We start from the raw sequence: 15898 nt of genomic DNA, 5'->3' as shown, positions 1-15898 counted from the left end.
CCTCCAACCCCTTCATCCCCACGGAAGCCGGGATCTCAGGCGATAGGGCATGGAGTAGTCTCACGAGGTCCGGCTATCGCCGGGACGACGAAAGAAGGAACAGGGTGAAGACGTCAGCGCCCACCCCGCAGCCACGCAACGACCTTCTCCGCAATCGTGCGGAAAGCCACACCATGCGCGTCGTCCCCCGCCGCCGGAGGATCGCCCGCATCGGACCGGCGGCGAATGTCGATGGCGAGCGGTATCCGGCCAAGGAAGGGCATCCCCATTTCCCCGGCGGCCGCTTCCGCGCCGCCCTGACCGAAGGGGTCCGACACTTCCCCGCAATGGGGGCAGGCATAGCCCGCCATATTCTCGACCAGGCCGATCATCGGCACCTGCGTCTGCTCGAACAGGCTCACCGCGCGTACCGCGTCGATCAGCGCCAGGTCCTGCGGCGTGGAGACGATGACGGCGCCGGCCGGCTTGTGCTTCTGCACCATCGACAGCTGCACATCGCCCGTGCCCGGCGGCATGTCGACGATCAGCAGCTCCGCATCGCCCCAATCCGCCTCGATCAGCTGGGCCAGCGCATTGCCCGCCATCGGCCCGCGCCAGGCGAGCGCCTTGCCCGGCTCGACCAGATGGCCCATGGAAAGCATCGGAACGCCAAAGGGGCTCTGCACCGGGATGAGCTGCTTGTCCTTCGCCTGCGGCTTCCTGTCCTCGCTGGCCATCAGCCGCGCCTGCGACGGGCCGTAAATATCGGCGTCGACCAGCCCGACCTTCACCCCCAGCCTTTGCAGCGCGACGGCGAGATTGGCCGACAGCGTGGATTTGCCCACCCCGCCCTTGCCCGATGCGACGGCGACGATCTTCAGCGGCCTGCGCTCGGCCGTCATGGCGATGCGCACATCCTCGACACCGGGCACGGTCAGCGCGCCCTCCCGGATCGCGGCGGCCACGGCTTCGCGCTGATCGGACGACAGGCCCGCCACGTCCAGCACCAGCGACATCACCCCGTCCTTGAGGCGCGGCGCGCTGGCGCGGCCGTCGGTCAGCGTTTTGAGTCGAGCGGCGAAATCTTCAAGCTGGGTCATGGCAGGCCATCTAGGGACTTTCCCCGTCCGGCGAAACCGGCAGGCCGCCGTTTTTCTTGGCCATCGACATCATTCGAAACAATAATCGTTGCGAAGGGCACTGTTTTTCGCCGGAGAGCCTACCTATAGAGAAGGCATGAAGAGATTTTTCGGGTGGATGCCGGGCATAGCGAGCGCCATGGCCCAGGGTCCGTGGGGCGGCAAGAGCGACGGTCCGGACGGCAATGACGGCCAGGGCAAGGGCGGCGAAGGCAAGGGCAGCGACGGGCCGCGCAACCCGTGGACCCAGCCGGGACGCCCCGGCGCCAAGGGCCCTTCCGCGATCGAGGAACTGCTCCGCCGCAGCAAGGAAAGCTTCGGCCAGGGGGGTGGCGGCTTCGGCAATCTGCCGCCCCGCCCATCCGGCAAGGCGCTGTGGCCGGCCGCCATCGGCATATTGGTGGTGCTGTGGCTGGTCCTGACCTGCTTCCACCGGGTCGGCCCGCAGGAACGCGGCGTCGTCACCCTGCTGGGCAAATACAGCCGCACCCTGTCCCCCGGCATCAGCCTGACGCTGCCTGCCCCGCTGGAAAATGTGACGACCGTCGACGTCGAGGAAATCCGCACCATCGACATCGGCTCGACGCGGGCGGAGAGCGAGAATCTGGTCCTGACCGGCGACCAGAACATCATCGACCTCGCTTATTCCGTGCGCTGGAACATCCGCAGCCCGGAACTCTATCTGTTCCAGCTTTCCGACCCTGACTCATCGGTGCGCGAAGTCGCCGAAAGCGCGATGCGCTCCGTCGTCGCCAGCGTCAGCCTGGAGGATGCGCTGGGCGCCGGCCGCACGGAGATCGAGCAGCAGGTCGAACAACGGATGCAGGAGATATTGGACGGCTACCGCTCGGGCATCCGCGTGCAGGGCGTCGCGATCAAGCAGGCCGATCCGCCGACCGCCGTCAACGATGCGTTCAAGGCGGTGTCCGCGGCGCAGCAGACGGCCCAGACCTATCTCAACGAAGCCCGCGCCGCCGCGCAGCAGGTGACCGCCAAGGCGCAGGGCGAAGCCGCCGCCTTCGACAAGGTCTATGAGCAGTACAGGCTCGCGCCCGACGTCACCCGCCGCCGCATGTATTATGAAACCATGGAGGGTGTCCTGTCGAACGTCGACAAGACCATCGTCGAAAGCGGCAATGTCACGCCCTATCTGCCCCTTCCCGAACTCAAGCGCCGGGCGCAGGGCGGCACCGCGCAGGGCAGCGCGACCGTGGAGGGCCAGTGATGCAGAACCTCGTCCGCCATCCCGTCGCGCTGGCGCTGCTGGCCATCGCCGCGCTGCTGCTGATCGGCAGCACCATCGCCATCGTGCCTGAAACCAAGCAGGGCGTGATCGTGCGCTTCGGCGATCCCAAGAAGATCATCAACCGCTATCGCCCCAACGAGGATTTCGGCAAGACGGGCGCGGGGATCATCCTGCGCTGGCCGTTCATCGACCAGATCGTCTGGATCGACAAACGCGTCCTGTCGGTGGAGATGGAGCGGCAGCAGGTGCTGTCCACCGACCAGCTCCGGCTTCAGGTCGACGCCTTCGCCCGTTACCGCATCGTCGATCCGCTGCGCATGTACATCGCGGCGGGCAGCGAGGAGCGGGTGTCGGACGCCCTGCGCCCGATATTGGGCTCCGCGCTGCGCAACGAACTGGGCAAGCGGCCCTTCGCGGCGCTGCTCTCCCCCGAGCGGGGCCAAGTGATGGACAATATCGAGGCGGGCCTGAACCGCGTCGCCCGGCAATATGGCGCGCAGATCGTCGATGTGCGGATCAAGCGGGCCGACCTGCCCGACGGCGCGCCGCTGGAAAGCGCCTTCACCCGCATGCGCACGGCGCGGGAACAGGAAGCGCTCACCATCCGCGCTCAGGGCGCCAAGCAGGCGCAGATCATCCGCGCGGAGGCGGACGCCAACGCCGCCCGCATCTATTCGGAAAGCTTCGGCAAGGACGCCCAGTTCTACGATTTCTATCGCGCCATGCAGGCCTATCGCTATACTTTCGCTCCGGACCGGCAGGGGTCGACCACCATGGTCCTCTCCCGCGACAATGATTTCCTGAAGCAGTTCCAGGGGCGTTGATTTCATTACGGAACCAGCGTCATTCAATGAGGGTTAAGGCAAGACGGCGCATCCCGCTCATCGCAGAGTCCCGCCTTTCCTTCGCAAGTTCATGAGAGGACCGTCACGAGTGCGTTACGCTTATGCCATTACCGGCGCCCTGCTGCTCGGCGGCACGGCCATCGCCGTCACGACCAGTTCCAATGTCGGCGCGCAGGTCGCGCAGAATGAAGGCATGCAGGCCGCCGCCCCCGCCGGCGCCCCGGCAAGCCTGGCCGACATGGTCGAGAAGCTGCAACCGGCCGTGGTCAACATTTCCACCAAGCAGCGCGTGCAGGTGCAGAATCCCTTCGCCGGCACGCCCTTTGGCGACCTGTTCGGCGCTCCGGGCGGAAGGCCGCAGACCCGTCAGGCGCAATCGCTGGGGTCGGGCTTCATCATCTCCGCCGACGGCTATATCGTCACCAACAACCATGTGGTGTCCGCCGGCGCGGAAGGGGCCAGCGTCGATTCCATCACCGTCACGCTGACCAATAGCGAGGAATATCCCGCCAAGCTGGTGGGCCGCGATCCCGCGACCGACATCGCCGTGCTCAAGATCGAGCCGAGGAAAGCCCTGCCCTTCGTGAAGTTCGGGGACAGCACCAAGGCGCGCGTGGGCGACTGGGTGATCGCCATCGGCAATCCCTTCGCCCTGTCGGGCACGGTGACGGCCGGCATCATTTCCGCCGTGCATCGCGGCACCGGCGGCACCTACGACAAGTTCATCCAGACCGACGCCTCGATCAACCAGGGCAATAGCGGCGGTCCGATGTTCGACATGCGCGGCAATGTGATCGGCATCAACAGCCAGATCCTGTCGCCCTCGGGCGGCAATGTCGGCATCGGCTTCGCCATCCCGTCGGAACAGGCGGCGCCCATCGTCGACACGCTGCGCAAGGGCCAGGCCGTCAAGCGCGGCTATCTGGGCATCCAGATCAGCCCGCTGGGCGAGGATCTGGCCGATTCCCTTGGCCTCGCCAAGAATCGCGGCGAATTCGTGCAGGGCGTGGAGCCCGGCAAGGGCGCCGACAAGGCCGGGATCAAGGCGGGCGACGTGATCGTCAGCGTCGCCGGCCAGGAAGTGACGCCGGACCAGAATCTCTCGTCCATCGTCGCCAACCAGCCGATCGGCGGACGCGTGCCGATCGTGCTGCTGCGCAATGGACAGCGGCAGACGGTGACGGCCGTCGTGGGCGAACGCCCGTCCGAAGACGAACTCAACGCCTTCGCCCAGAGCCAGGATGAGGATTTCAGCCAGCAGCAGGAGAACCCCTCCAATAATGGCCAGGCCAGCCAGCAGTCGCTGGGCATTTCGGCCATTCCGCTGACCTCGACCATCATCCGCCAGCTCGGCATCGCCGCCGATACGCGGGGTATCGTGATCACCGCCGTCGACGGCTCGACCGATGCAGGCGCCAAGGGCCTGCGCCGCGGCGACGTCATCATCACCGCGAACAACCGGCCCGTCGCGACCCAGGCGGACCTCGACGCGCAGGTGAAGGCGGTGTCGGCGCAGGGCCGCAGCGCGATCCTGCTCCAGGTGCTGCGGCGCGGCCAGCCCGCCGTGTTCCTGCCCGTGCGGCTGCGCGACAAATAAGCGCGCGCGCCGCACGACAGGCCCAGAGCTGAAAACCAGCCGATCGTTACGGGTCGCGCTTGCCGGAAGCCCTGCCTCGCCTCTACAAAGGGACGGCAGACTCCAGTGGGCGCGGCCCGTCACCTTTTTGGGAGAATGACGCGAGATGAGCGACGGCATTTTCATCGGCCTTGGCGCGCCGGACAAGGACGGCGGCATCCCCCAGACGCTGAACCTGCGCCGGGCCAATCGCCATGGCCTGATCGCCGGCGCGACCGGCACGGGCAAGACCGTGACGCTCCAGGGCATAGCCGAAAGCTTCTCCGCGCTGGGCGTGCCCGTCTTCCTCGCCGACGTGAAGGGCGACCTGGCGGGCATTGCCATGGCCGGCTCCCCCACCGCGAAAAATGCGGACAAGCTGGTGGCGCGGGCCAGGGAGATCGGCCTCGACAATTACAGCTATGCCGACAATCCCGCCATCTTCTGGGACTTGTACGGCGAGCAGGGCCATCCCGTCCGCACCACCGTCAGCGAGATGGGGCCGCTGCTGCTTTCCCGGCTGATGGACCTCAACGAAACGCAGGAGGGCGTGCTCTCCATCGCCTTCAAATATGCCGATGAGGAAGGGCTGCTGCTGCTCGACCTGGGCGACCTGCAGGCAATGCTGGCCTATTGCGCGGAAAATGCCGACAGCCTGTCCGCGCGCTACGGCAATGTGACCAAGGCCAGCGTCGGCGCGATCCAGCGGCAATTGCTCCAGCTCGAAAGCCAGGGCGGCGACCATTTCTTCGGCGAACCCGCGCTCGACATCCACGACATGTTGCAGGTGGATGAAAAGGGGCGCGGCTATGTCAACATCCTCGCCGCCGACAGGCTGATGCAGAGCCCGAAGCTCTACGCCACCTTCCTGCTCTGGCTGCTCTCCGAACTGTTCGAGACGCTGCCGGAGGTGGGCGACCCGGACAAGCCGGTCCTCGTCTTCTTCTTCGACGAGGCGCATCTCCTCTTCGACGATGCGCCCAAGGCGCTGACCGACAAGATCGAACAGGTGGTGCGACTGATCCGTTCCAAGGGCGTCGGCGTCTATTTCGTGACGCAGAACCCGATCGACATTCCGGAAGATGTGGCGGGCCAGCTTGGCAATCGGGTCCAGCACGCCCTGCGCGCCTTCACCCCCCGCGACCAGAAGGCGATCAAGGCAGCGGCGGAAACCTTCCGCGTCAATCCGGACCTGAACGTCGAAACCGCGATCACCGAACTCAAGGTGGGCGAGGCGCTGGTGTCGCTGCTGCAGGAGGACGGCTCGCCCGGCATCGTCCAGCGCACGTTGATCGCCCCGCCCCGGTCGCGCCTGGGCCCGCTTGATGCCAGGGAACGGGCGATCATCCAGTCCATATCGCCCTGCGCGGGCAAATATGACGCGACCGTCGATCGGGAGTCGGCCGAGGAAATCCTCGCCGCCCGGGGTCAGGCCGCCGCCGCCGCCGCCCAGGCCGCCAAGGCGCAGGCCGAAGCGGACAAGGCGGCCGCCGCCCAGGCCAAAATAGAGGCCAAGCAGCGCGAGGCCCAGCTAAAGGAACAGGCGCGGCAGGAAGCCGCCGCCGCCCGCGAAGCCGCCAGGCCCTCCTCCTTCGACAAGGCGATCCAGTCCGCGACCCGTTCCGCCGCCTCGTCCGTCGGGCGTCAGGTCGCCAATGAAATCGGCCGGGCGGTCTTCGGCGGGTCCAGCCGCAGGTCCGGCGGCATTGCGGGGCAACTGGTGCGCGGCATATTGGGCAGCCTGTTCAAATAAGAGGGGAGACATGCCATGCGAAAGACGATCATCTTCACCTTAGGCATCTTCACCCGGGGCATCTTCACCCTGGCCATCTGCACCCTGGGTCTGGGGCCTGCCCTGCCCGCCCATGCACAGGATTATCGCGACCTGCGCCGCGCCACGGACGCCGCCATCGCCAGCGACATCGCCCGCGACCGTCAGGCCGAACGCGATGCCAGGCGTCAACCCTATGTGTCGCCCGGCTACGGCCCGATCCAGACCGCCACGGCAGCCCGCAATGCCTGCGCGGCCAAGGCGCGGGAAGAGGCAGGACCTGGCGCGAAGGTCCTGGGACGGATCGCCGCCAGCACCATGTCCACCGGTTGGGAAGTGGAAGGCGAAGTCGGTCCGTTCGACGGCCGGCGGTCGGTGCCCTTCGTCTGCTCGGTGCGCAATGGATCGGTAAGCGGCATCCTGTTGCAGCCGGATCGCTAGGGTTCGCCCCCACCGACACGGAAAGCCTGCCCAGCCGAAAGCCGCCATGCCCAATCGCATGGGGAACAGGCCCGATCTCCTCTAAAGCCAGACCATCACCGCCCCAAATATTGCTGCGCCTTTTCTCTACCGCCGCGGTTGCGAGGATCATTGTGCAGGCGCTAAGGAGGGCGCATGCTTAGCCCCCCGGTTCCCGCCCATCCCCTGCGCTTCGGCAATTTCCGGGCCTATCTTCTGGGGCGGCTGGCGACGGTTCTGGCGCAATATAGCATGATGATCATATTGGGCTGGCAGGCCTATAATGTCGCCCGCGAAACGATGAGCACCGCCGCCGCCTCGGCCCAGCTCGGCCTGATCGGGCTGGCGCAGTTCCTGCCCCTCTTCTTCCTGACGCCCGTGACGGGATGGGTGGCCGACCATTTCGACCGGCGCCTGATCACCCGTTTCACCCTGCTGCTGCTGGTGCTGGCGTCGGCCGTCCTCGCCTTCGCCACCTATGAGGGCTGGGTCAGCCTGCCGCTGATCTTCGGCATCGCCGCCCTGGTCGGCGTCGCGCGTGCATTCAATGGCCCGGCCTATAGCGCGCTCGCCCCCAATCTGGTCCCGCGCGAACTGCTGCCCAACGCGATCGCCATTTCCAGCGTCGTGTGGCAGGCGGGCATGATCGCGGGCCCGGCGCTGGGCGGCTATGCCTATGCGATGCAGCCCTGGGGGGCCTATGCGCTGGCCTCGGGCCTGTTTACGGTCGCCCTGCTCTGCATGATGCTGATCGGCCCGGTGCCTCAGCCGCCGCGCGACACCAGCCGGCACCCGGTGCGCCAGATGATCGACGGCCTCACCTATGTCCGCACCAACCGGCTGGTTCTGGCGACCATCACGCTCGACCTGTTCGCGGTGCTGCTGGCGGGCGCGACGGCGCTGTTGCCGGTCTATGCCCGCGACATATTGCATGTGGGTTCGGCCGGCCTCGGCCATCTTGCCGCTTCCCCCGGCATCGGCGCGGGGGTCACCGCCCTTTTCTTCTCCTTCCGGCCGATGAAGACGGAAGTCGGACTCAAGATGCTGGGCGCCGTCATCCTCTTCGGCATCGCCACGATCGTCTTCGGCTCGACCGCCTTCCTGCCCCGCGCCATCGCGCCGGAAGTCGGCATCGGCGCGCTGATCCTGCTGGGATCGGCCGACATGGTGTCCGTCTATGTCCGCCAGTCGCTGATCCAGCTTCACACCCCCGACGAGATGCGCGGCCGCGTATCCAGCCTGTCGCAGCTCACCATTTCCGCCTCCAACGAACTGGGCGAGGCGGAGTCCGGCTTCCTCGCCGCGCTGGTCGGGCCGGTCGCGGCGGTGATCGGCGGCGGGATCGGCGCCATCGTGATAACCCTTATCTGGGCGAAGCTCTTTCCAGAACTCCGCCTTGCCCGTACCTTCGACCCACCCGAAACAAGGGCGGCCGAGCCCACGCAGGAGAAAGTGCAATGAAGGCATCCAGTATCTTGGAAACCATCGGCAACACGCCGCATATCCGCGTCAACCGGCTGTTCGGTGATGCGGAGGTGTGGATCAAGTCCGAACGGTCCAACCCCGGCGGGTCGATCAAGGACCGAATCGCCCTGTCGATGATCGAGGCGGCGGAGGCGTCGGGCGATCTCAAGCCCGGCGGCACCATCATCGAACCGACATCCGGCAATACCGGCGTCGGCCTGGCCATGGTCGCGGCGGTCAAGGGCTACAAGCTGATCCTGGTCATGCCCGAGAGCATGAGCCTGGAACGCCGCCGGCTGATGCTGGCCTATGGCGCCAGCTTCGACCTGACGCCGCGCGAAAAGGGCATGAAGGGCGCGATCGAGCGTGCGCTGGAACTGGTCGAGCAGACCCCCGGTTCCTGGATGCCGCAACAGTTCGAGAACCCCGCCAATATCGACGTGCATGTCCGCACCACGGCGCATGAAATCGCCACGGACTTTGCCGACTCGCCGCTTGACGCCCTGATTACCGGCGTCGGCACCGGCGGCCACATCACCGGCGTCGCGCAGGTGCTCAAGCAGCTCTGGCCCCATCTGAAGGTCTATGCGGTCGAACCGACCCTGTCCCATGTCATCAGCGGCGGCCAGCCCGGTCCTCACCCGATCCAGGGGATCGGCGCGGGCTTCATTCCCGCCAACCTCCACACCCAGTTGCTGGACGGCGTGATCCAGGTCGATCCGGCCGACGCCAAGGAATTTGCCCGCCGCGCCGCGCGGGAGGAAGGCGTGCTGATCGGCATCTCCTCCGGCGCGACGCTGGCCGCCATCCATCAGAAGCTGCCGGAACTCCCGGCGGGCAGCCGCGTTCTGGGCTTCAACTATGACACCGGCGAACGCTATCTGTCGGTGCCCGACTTCCTGCCCGAATAAGGCCAGACACAGGCAAGAGCCGGAACGGGCATGACCGACGCAAACCCCACCAGCCAGCCGCATTGTTCGATGTGGCTGCTCTGGCTCGTGCTGTTCGTCGGCCTGCCCGCTATGGTTTCCGCCTGGGAGGCGCGGGTGCCTCCCGGCAGGCCGCGCCCGGAAGCCGTCGCCGCCGCCCGGCTCACGCGCCCCGCCACGCCGCCGCCGGCGGTCGCGCCGGTGGAGGTCTATGCGCTGGAGCGCGATCAGGCGCGGGCCTTCAACGCCGCCATTCCCTTCTCCCGCCTGCCCAATCCGGCGGCGCGGCCATTCCTCTTCTCAGGATCGCCCATCGACCTTGCCCGCGCCACGGACTGCCTGGCCGCCGCGCAGCTTTACGAGGCGGGCGACGATGCCGTGGGCGAGCGGGCCGTCGCGCAGGTGGTGCTGAACCGCGTGCGGCATCCCGCCTTTCCCAAGACGGTCTGCGGCGTCGTCTTCCAGGGGCAGGAACGGGCTACGGGGTGCCAGTTCACCTTCACCTGCGACGGCGCGCTCGCCCGCACGCCGACACAGGCGGCCTGGGAAAGGGCGCGGGACATCGCGCGGGCGGCCCTGGCGGGCAAGGTGTACAAGCCGGTCGGCTACGCCACCCATTATCATACCGATTGGGTCGTGCCCTATTGGAGCGGCAGCCTGGACAAGATCACGTCCGTGGGCACCCATCTCTTCTTCCGCTGGCGGGGCTGGTGGGGCACGCCCCCCGCCTTCCGCCGCGCGGGCGAAAGCGGCGAGCCGCTGGTGCAGCGCATCGCGCGCCTGTCCGCCGCGCACCAGGGCGATCCGGATGCGCCCGCCGGTCTGTCCCCGCCTGCCCTGACCGACGGCACGCTGGCCGACCTCGCCGCCCGGCCGCAGCAGGCGATAGGGGCGGATTCGCTGGGCCGGACGATGGCCGGCGTCCGGCTCATCGCCATCGCGCCGGGGGCCAGGAGTTTCCTGGTCGAACTGGGGCGCGCCATCTCCCCCGACAGTTGGCCGACCATGGCCCAGACCTTCTGCGCCGGGCGCCCGGAATGCCGGATCATGGCCTGGCGAGCGGGAACCGCGCCGGGCGGCCTGCCTCTGTCGGGCGACCAGATGGAAAGCATGGCCTTCGCCTATATCCACAACAGCGCGACGGGATTGCAGCGCTCGCTCTGGAACTGCTTCCAGACGCCGCGCGGCAACAAGGATGAATGCATGCTCCAGCGGAACCCCAGGGCGGCAGCCCCGCCGCCGCCGCCCGCCGCGCCGGAACTGGCGGGCGTGCGCCGCAAGGAACGCTTCGAAGTTGTGAAGATTGCGCCGCCGTCGCCGGCCGTGACGGCGCCCGCCCAACCCTGAAGGGCGCTCCGCCTCGCCTGCTATTCCATGTTCTCGAACCCGCTCAGGCGCGGCAGCGCGCCGATGCGGGCGACCAGTTCGGACTGGCGGCTGCAATCCAGCTTCACATAGATATTCTTGATCTGCGTCCGCACGGTGTTGAGCGCCACGCCGCGTTCCTGCGACAGGTCTTCCAGGCCCCGTCCCTGGCAAAGCGCTTCGGCCACCTCCGCCTCCGCCCTGGTGAGGCCGTAAAGCGATCGGATGCGGCTGGCGAGGCTCTGGTCCCGGTCCGCGGGATCGGTGGCGATCGCGACGATCTGCCGCTCCATGCCGACCCGCACCGCGGCGATCGACAGCACATAGGGCGCGCCCCGTTCGCGATGGACGAAGATCGCGCTCGCCTGTCCACCCTGCCGGGCCGTCGCAGCCCTGAAGGCGGCCTGCAACGCTTCGTCGTCGCGGGGATCGCGCGCCTTCAACTGCCGCTGCCGCAAGCTCAGCGCATCGCCCCGGCGCAGCAGCGCGTCCGCCATTCGGTTGCAGTCGATCAGCGCGCCGTTGGCGCGCAGGGTGAAGACGGCATGGCCCACCATGTCGAGCGTGGCGTGCAGCGAACGGCCATAATGGTTGGCGCGGTCCAGCTTGCTGCGGATCGCGAACATGCGGCCGATATGATCGATGCTGTCCTGCATCGCCCGCACTTCGTCCTCGTTGAACGGCTTTTGCGTGCGCCCCCGATGCAGGCCGATATGGCCGGTCGTCCCGTCCTTCCGGATCACGCCGCCCAGACAGCGGAAAGTGTCGTCGCCCATGCCCTTGATCCACTCATTGTAGATGCGGCTGCCTTCATAGGCATGGGTCGGTACGAGCGCTTCGACATTCCAGACGCGATTGACCGCCTCTGCCCGGTCCAGCGCGACGCCCCAAATGTCGTCGTCCTGAAACTCCTCGTCGTAAAGCGCCATTTGCGCATCGGTGAAATAGCCGGAGTAGGAGATTTCCGCGACATGCTGGGGCGTGCGGCCCCAATGCAGAACGCCCGAGCGCGCGCCGACCGCATCGGCCAGCGTCGAAGCCAGCCGGTCGAACGCGCCGTCGTCGGTCGCCGCGTCGTAAATATCCTCCGTCCGGATCACAGCTTTGCCCCGATCTCTCCACGTCCCCATGCGGAATATACGCAATTGCGCCCTGCCGCATTGCACAAATCGGACACCGATCCATTCAAATTGCTGGAAAAACGGATAAAGCTGCCGTCGTGCCGCGTCCCTTGCTCCTCCTCCCCCGCTTTTCCGCAGACGGCGCCTGGCTTCCGGTCCTCGCCCTGTCGGCCATGACGCTGCTGGTCCAGGGGTGCACGCTGATGTCGCTGGGCGTGCTCCTGCCCGGGATCGCGGCCGATTTCGGGGGGCAGGCGGGCGGCGGCGCCACCGCGTTCCTGCTGGCGATGAGCCTTGCCAGCCTGGCGGTCGGTTCGTCCATGGGAAAAGCCGGCGTCCGGCCGGTGCTGCTGATCGGCGTTCTGCTCAGTGCGGCCGGCTTCGCGCTCGCCGCCATCGCGCAGCAGCGAACGGCCTTGATGGCGGGCATGGCGCTGTCGGGCTTCGGCGCGGGCGCATCGACCATCGTGCCCGGCATCGCCGTCATCACGCGGCATCATGTGGCGCGGCGAGGCCTCGCGCTTGCGGTCTTTCTGGGCGCCGCCGTCGTGGCGGGCGCCGTCGTACCGCCATTTGTCGCGGCGGCCATGACCTTCTGGACCTGGCGCATGGCCATGCTGTTCTGCTCGGCGGCGATCATGCTGGCCTGCCCCCTGCTGGTGCTGCTCGTCCCCGGGGGCCGGACGGATGCCGGGCCGATGCCGGTGGAGCGGACCGCGCGTCCAGCAGCCATCCGGACGGGGAATTTCCTCAGGATCGCGCTGGCCATGACCCTGTTGCAGCTCGCGATCAACGGCGTGCTGTTCGCGGCGGTGGACAGCCTGATGGCGGAGGGCCTGAGCCAATCCACGGCGGTCCTCGCCTATAGCAGCGCCAATCTGCTCGGCCTGCCCGCCCTGTTGATGGGCGGCATGCTGGCCGACCGGCTCGGCGCGCGGCGCAGCCTGACCGCGACGGCGCTGCTGCTGGCCGCGGGGACCATGGCGCTGCTGGGGGTCCGCATGATGGACATGGCCGGGGTCTGGCTGTTCGTCCTGCTCTGGGGCGTTGCGAGCGCGCTGCCGGGCCAGTCGGGATCGATGCTGCTCGCCGACGCGGCGGAGGCGGAGGCGTTCCCCCGGCTGCTCGGCCTCAACACCGCGATCATCAGCCTGGTTGGCGCGCTGGCGCCGCTCTGGACAGACCAGATGCGCGCGGCGGGCGGCGGTTACGGCTTGCCCGTCTCGGTCTATGCGGCACTCGCACTGGCCGCCGCGCCGCTTATCGCATCGGTTCGTTCGTCACAGTGCGAAGCTGGCTGACAGACCGACAGTGCGCGGCCGTTGCGCCATTTCGCGCAGCGGCGATCCGGTTACCGGCACCAGCTCCGCATTGCGGTAGAGCAGCGCGCGGCTGTTCAGCAGATTGTCGACAAAGGCGGACAACTGCCAGCCATCGCGGCCAAGCCCCATGCGCAGGAACAGCAGTTCGCTTCCCTCGCCCGAATAGACACGCGGATCATAGGCCACCGACCGGGTCGAAGGTGCGCGGCGATAGCGCCCTGCCTGCCGCCATTCGGTCCGCACGAAACCGTCCAGCCGCCCCGGCAGCGTAAAGCCATATTCCGCCGCCAGCGTCCCCGACCATCGCGGTACATAGGGTATCCGGTCGCCCGCCGCGACGATAGTCGAGCCTGGAAGCCCAACATCGCGGCGGAAACGCGCATCCACGAAGCCGAACGAGAAATCCAGCACCAGCCGCCGCAGCGGCTCGCTCCGTAACGCCAGCTCGACACCCTGGTTGCGAGCCGCCCCCAGGTTGTCGACATAGGAAAAGCCGCAATTGGGCAAGGTGACGGACTGCTGTATGCGTCGCCAGTCGATGCGGAAAGCGGCCAACGACAAGTGAAGCCGCCGAGCGGGCAATCCCGCCTTTACGCCCACCTCATAACTCCAGAGCGAGTCGGAGCCATAGCTGTCCGGTGCGGCAGCGCGGCCCAGCGCCGAAAGATCGGCCGCGCAACTGTTCGCCGGCACCGCTCCATTGGTCCCCCCGCCGCGAAAACCCTTGCCGGCGCTCAGATAGACAAGACTGTCGCCCCCCGGTCGCCAGGACAGCCCGGCATAGGGAATGAGGGGCGTATCGCTTTGTCCCCGGGGCCCGACCGCGTTGCTGCCGCCCGCAAAAGGCCCCTCCGACATCAAGCGGAAGCGCAATGGATTATAGGACAGACGCAGGCCTCCCGTCACTTCCCAACGGGGCGCGAAGGTCCAGTTTGCCTGCCCGAAAACCGCCAGCGTGCGCTCGCGAATTTGCTGCCGGCTTTGATAGCTCAGCCCGCCGGGCAGCAACGGCAGGCCGAAAATCTCCTCGATCGACAGGCCCAGTTGCGACTGCGCGAGATCGGCGATCCCAGGCTCGACCACATGCTGTTCCATGGCGATCCGCGATCGGCTGTAGAAGCCGCCGACGAGCCAGCGGACGGACGCACGAGGATCGGCGGATGCAATGCGCAACTCCTGCGTGAAAACCGTTTGATCGACCGTCGTCCGGCTATAGCTGCCGCCCGGCGTGCGGATTCCCGGGACCATGCCACCCAATATGATCTCTCCGAAATAGCCCGAATAATCCACTATCTGGCGGTTGCGGCGGTCCAACCAGGCGGTGACGCCGGTCAGCACGGCGCCGCCCAGGTCCAGCCGCGCGGTGAGGTCGGGCAAAAGGAAACGATCATGGCCCGGCTGGCGGAGGCTGGCGGTCTGACGGAAGAGACCCAGGCTGCTTTCGTAAAAGGGCAGGTCGCCCCGCTTCGCCCTCTGGAAGAAGAGCGACGGCGTCAACTCCAGGCGCTCGCCAAGAGCCGCCTTCAACGCGAAGCGCAGACCCAGCGCCGCGTCGTGATCGATATTCTTCGTCAACAGGCCGCCGGAAGCAGGGTCGAACCGGTCGATAACGCCGGCATCGCGGCGATAATAAGCGCTGACGCGCATGCCGATCCGGCCGGGCAATATGGCGCCGCCCAGGGCCGCCTGCATTTCGCGGCTGAATCCCCCTCTCCCGACCAACGCAAACTCGCCGCTGGCCTGCCCATCCAAGCCTTCCAGTTGAGGCTGCCGGGTCAGGGTGCGGATGGTGCCGCCCATGGAATCCGCGCCGAACAGCGTGCCCTGCGGCCCGCGCAGCACCTCGACGCGGTCGAGGTCGAAACGGCGCAGGTCGGGATTGCCCGCCACCTCCAGCGACCGGATCTGAATAGGCACATCATCGACATAGAGGCCGATCGTGGATGCGCCGATGGGAGAAAAGACGCCGCGCATGATCGGCTGCTGCGCACCAAAGGCACCTATGGTCGGCATGGTGAGATTAGGCGCCACGCCAGCCAGATCGGCCAGCCTGGCAATACCGCGCCGTTCCAGATCGGCCGCATCAAGGCGGTCAAGACTGATCGGCACCCTCTCCTGCGCTTCGGCCACGCGACGGGCGGTGACGAAGACGGCATGCTCGCCGGCCGAAGGTTCCCCGGCTTCATCGCCCTCCTGCCCATAGGCAGGCGCCGCCATGGCCAGTGCGAAAGCGCAACACAGGCGCGCCCATGGCTTCACGACAGACGAGCCGACGGCAGAAGAGGTTGAATCCCGGCAAAAGCCATCCCATCTCTCTACAGCAACGACCTGACGCGGCAACCAGCCAGAATCAACAGACCTGCCCCCTTCACAAGAGCGGGCATGGAGCCTATATGAGTCTTTCAAATCCGGCTCTTGCACTGCCCTCGGGCGTGCGGGAACCGTCCCCCGGATCGCCCGGGGACCGGCTTCGTTTAGCGCACGGGACCGGCGGGATTGGGCGAAAACGGCGGGTCACAAGACGCTGACAGTGCGGATCGGACAGTCCCGGCCCGCACTTTTTTGCGTGGCGGTGGAGGGGCGAATCACCCCTGAAACCGACAGGCCAGGCTGAATTTTCGCTGCGATGCGAAAAAATGCGAC

The 15898-nt window shown here is 67.1% G+C and carries 12 protein-coding genes; 9 read left to right on the top strand and 3 right to left on the bottom strand.

The annotated features are described in order from the left end of the window. Window positions 1–113: 113 nt before the first annotated feature. Entirely contained in the window at window positions 114–881 is a 768-nt protein-coding gene (locus tag LDB29_RS00340) for an Mrp/NBP35 family ATP-binding protein (protein WP_226869663.1), read from the bottom strand. Window positions 882–1215: 334 nt separating this feature from the next. On the opposite strand from LDB29_RS00340, the gene hflK reads away from it, so the two are divergent. The 8 genes from hflK (at window position 1216) to LDB29_RS00300 (ending at window position 10794) form a co-directional block, all read left to right on the top strand. Then, complete coding sequence (gene hflK, locus LDB29_RS00335) at window positions 1216–2343, top strand: FtsH protease activity modulator HflK (RefSeq protein WP_025548756.1); 1128 nt, start codon at window positions 1216–1218, stop codon at window positions 2341–2343. Next, window positions 2343–3188 (top strand): protease modulator HflC, encoded by an 846-nt coding sequence (gene hflC / locus LDB29_RS00330; RefSeq protein ID WP_025548757.1) that lies wholly within the window; start codon window positions 2343–2345, stop codon window positions 3186–3188. Before hflK ends, hflC begins: the two co-directional genes overlap by 1 nt. A 109-nt stretch (window positions 3189–3297) precedes the next feature. After that, window positions 3298–4806 carry a Do family serine endopeptidase gene (locus LDB29_RS00325; RefSeq protein WP_025548759.1) on the top strand — a complete coding sequence of 503 codons (1509 nt, stop codon included), beginning with the start codon at window positions 3298–3300 and terminating at the stop codon, window positions 4804–4806. Between the two features lie 145 nt (window positions 4807–4951). Further along, a complete protein-coding gene (locus LDB29_RS00320; protein WP_025548760.1) occupies window positions 4952–6577 on the top strand; it encodes a helicase HerA-like domain-containing protein in 1626 nt (541 codons plus the stop codon). A gap of 15 nt (window positions 6578–6592) precedes the next feature. Then, window positions 6593–7036, top strand: a complete 444-nt coding sequence (locus tag LDB29_RS00315; RefSeq protein WP_025548761.1) for a hypothetical protein — start codon at window positions 6593–6595, stop codon at window positions 7034–7036. 174 nt (window positions 7037–7210) lie between these two features. After that, window positions 7211–8515, top strand: a complete 1305-nt coding sequence (locus LDB29_RS00310; RefSeq protein WP_044661643.1) for an MFS transporter — start codon at window positions 7211–7213, stop codon at window positions 8513–8515. Beyond that, window positions 8512–9429, top strand: coding sequence for a cysteine synthase A (cysK, locus tag LDB29_RS00305; RefSeq protein ID WP_025548763.1), 918 nt, complete (start codon window positions 8512–8514; stop codon window positions 9427–9429). The genes LDB29_RS00310 and cysK overlap by 4 nt, the downstream gene beginning before the upstream one ends. 30 nt (window positions 9430–9459) lie before the next feature. Then, window positions 9460–10794 carry a cell wall hydrolase gene (locus LDB29_RS00300; RefSeq protein WP_099186208.1) on the top strand — a complete coding sequence of 445 codons (1335 nt, stop codon included), beginning with the start codon at window positions 9460–9462 and terminating at the stop codon, window positions 10792–10794. Between the two features lie 20 nt (window positions 10795–10814). Here LDB29_RS00300 and LDB29_RS00295 read toward each other — a convergent pair whose 3' ends face one another. After that, on the bottom strand, window positions 10815–11912 hold the full coding sequence (locus LDB29_RS00295) for a helix-turn-helix transcriptional regulator (RefSeq protein ID WP_025548765.1): 1098 nt from the start codon (window positions 11910–11912) through the stop codon (window positions 10815–10817). Between the two features lie 119 nt (window positions 11913–12031). Between LDB29_RS00295 and LDB29_RS00290 the strand changes: the two genes are divergently transcribed. Then, entirely contained in the window at window positions 12032–13234 is a 1203-nt protein-coding gene (locus LDB29_RS00290; protein ID WP_244968636.1) for an MFS transporter, read from the top strand. On the opposite strand, the gene LDB29_RS00285 is transcribed toward LDB29_RS00290, so the two are convergent. Beyond that, entirely contained in the window at window positions 13214–15472 is a 2259-nt protein-coding gene (locus LDB29_RS00285) for a TonB-dependent receptor (RefSeq protein ID WP_025548768.1), read from the bottom strand. The genes LDB29_RS00290 and LDB29_RS00285 overlap by 21 nt on opposite strands. Window positions 15473–15898 lie beyond the last annotated feature (426 nt).

This window comes from Sphingobium sp. CFD-2 (assembly GCF_024611135.1).
In the GTDB taxonomy this organism is placed as follows: domain Bacteria; phylum Pseudomonadota; class Alphaproteobacteria; order Sphingomonadales; family Sphingomonadaceae; genus Sphingobium; species Sphingobium fuliginis.
This window is presented reverse-complemented; position numbering and strand designations above follow the sequence as displayed.

Bases quoted from the DNA above. Each gene is read 5' to 3' on its own strand.
- LDB29_RS00285 (WP_025548768.1), bottom strand. From the start codon at position 15,472: ATGGCGGCGCCTGCCTATGGGCAGGAGGGCGATGAAGCCGGGGAACCT.
- LDB29_RS00315 (WP_025548761.1), top strand. From the start codon at position 6,593: ATGCGAAAGACGATCATCTTCACCTTAGGCATCTTCACCCGGGGCATC.
- cysK (WP_025548763.1), top strand. From the start codon at position 8,512: ATGAAGGCATCCAGTATCTTGGAAACCATCGGCAACACGCCGCATATC.
- hflK (WP_025548756.1), top strand. From the start codon at position 1,216: ATGAAGAGATTTTTCGGGTGGATGCCGGGCATAGCGAGCGCCATGGCC.
- LDB29_RS00300 (WP_099186208.1), top strand. From the start codon at position 9,460: ATGACCGACGCAAACCCCACCAGCCAGCCGCATTGTTCGATGTGGCTG.
- LDB29_RS00320 (WP_025548760.1), top strand. From the start codon at position 4,952: ATGAGCGACGGCATTTTCATCGGCCTTGGCGCGCCGGACAAGGACGGC.
- LDB29_RS00310 (WP_044661643.1), top strand. From the start codon at position 7,211: ATGCTTAGCCCCCCGGTTCCCGCCCATCCCCTGCGCTTCGGCAATTTC.
- LDB29_RS00340 (WP_226869663.1), bottom strand. From the start codon at position 881: ATGACGGCCGAGCGCAGGCCGCTGAAGATCGTCGCCGTCGCATCGGGC.
- hflC (WP_025548757.1), top strand. From the start codon at position 2,343: ATGCAGAACCTCGTCCGCCATCCCGTCGCGCTGGCGCTGCTGGCCATC.